Genomic DNA, 448 nt, shown 5'->3' with positions numbered 1-448 from the left:
ACATCGTGGAGTACTTCTCGAAGACCCAACTCCACTCGCCGAGCCACCAGTTGAGATTGTCGAAGCCGGTTTCGTCCGGCCCCATGGGACCGATGCGGCGTGCGACACGGAACAGTGCGCTGCCGCATTCGTTCAGCAGCTCCAGGAAGATCTCGTCCTTGCCCTGGAAGTACTGATACAGCGCGGCCCGCGATATCCCTGCGGCCTTGGCGATCGCGTCGACCGAGGTGTCGAAGTAGCCGAGCCGACCGAACAGTTCCAGCGAGACCTCGGTGATCCGGCTGCGAGTGCTGGCCCCCCGTGCCCCCACAGCGGGGCTGGACGGGCCGTAACTGGCGCGGCGGACTATCGAGGCTTCGGACATCGTGTCACCAGCCTATTGCTGATCCGCAGGGCCCGCGGCACCGCGTGCCGCGTTTCGCGGTCCGCTTCGGGGTACCGCGAATTC

General features: G+C 65.4%; 1 protein-coding gene. It reads right to left on the bottom strand.

All coding sequences use genetic code 11. The features are described 5' to 3' along the window. The coding region (locus tag RNC47_RS36840; protein ID WP_311605231.1) for a TetR/AcrR family transcriptional regulator at positions 1 to 364 on the bottom strand (364 nt) is incomplete at its 3' end. Between the last annotated feature and the right edge of the window lie 84 nt (positions 365 to 448).

The sequence above is a fragment of the Streptomyces millisiae genome (assembly GCF_031845425.1).
In the GTDB taxonomy this organism is placed as follows: domain Bacteria; phylum Actinomycetota; class Actinomycetes; order Streptomycetales; family Streptomycetaceae; genus Streptomyces; species Streptomyces millisiae.
This window is presented reverse-complemented; position numbering and strand designations above follow the sequence as displayed.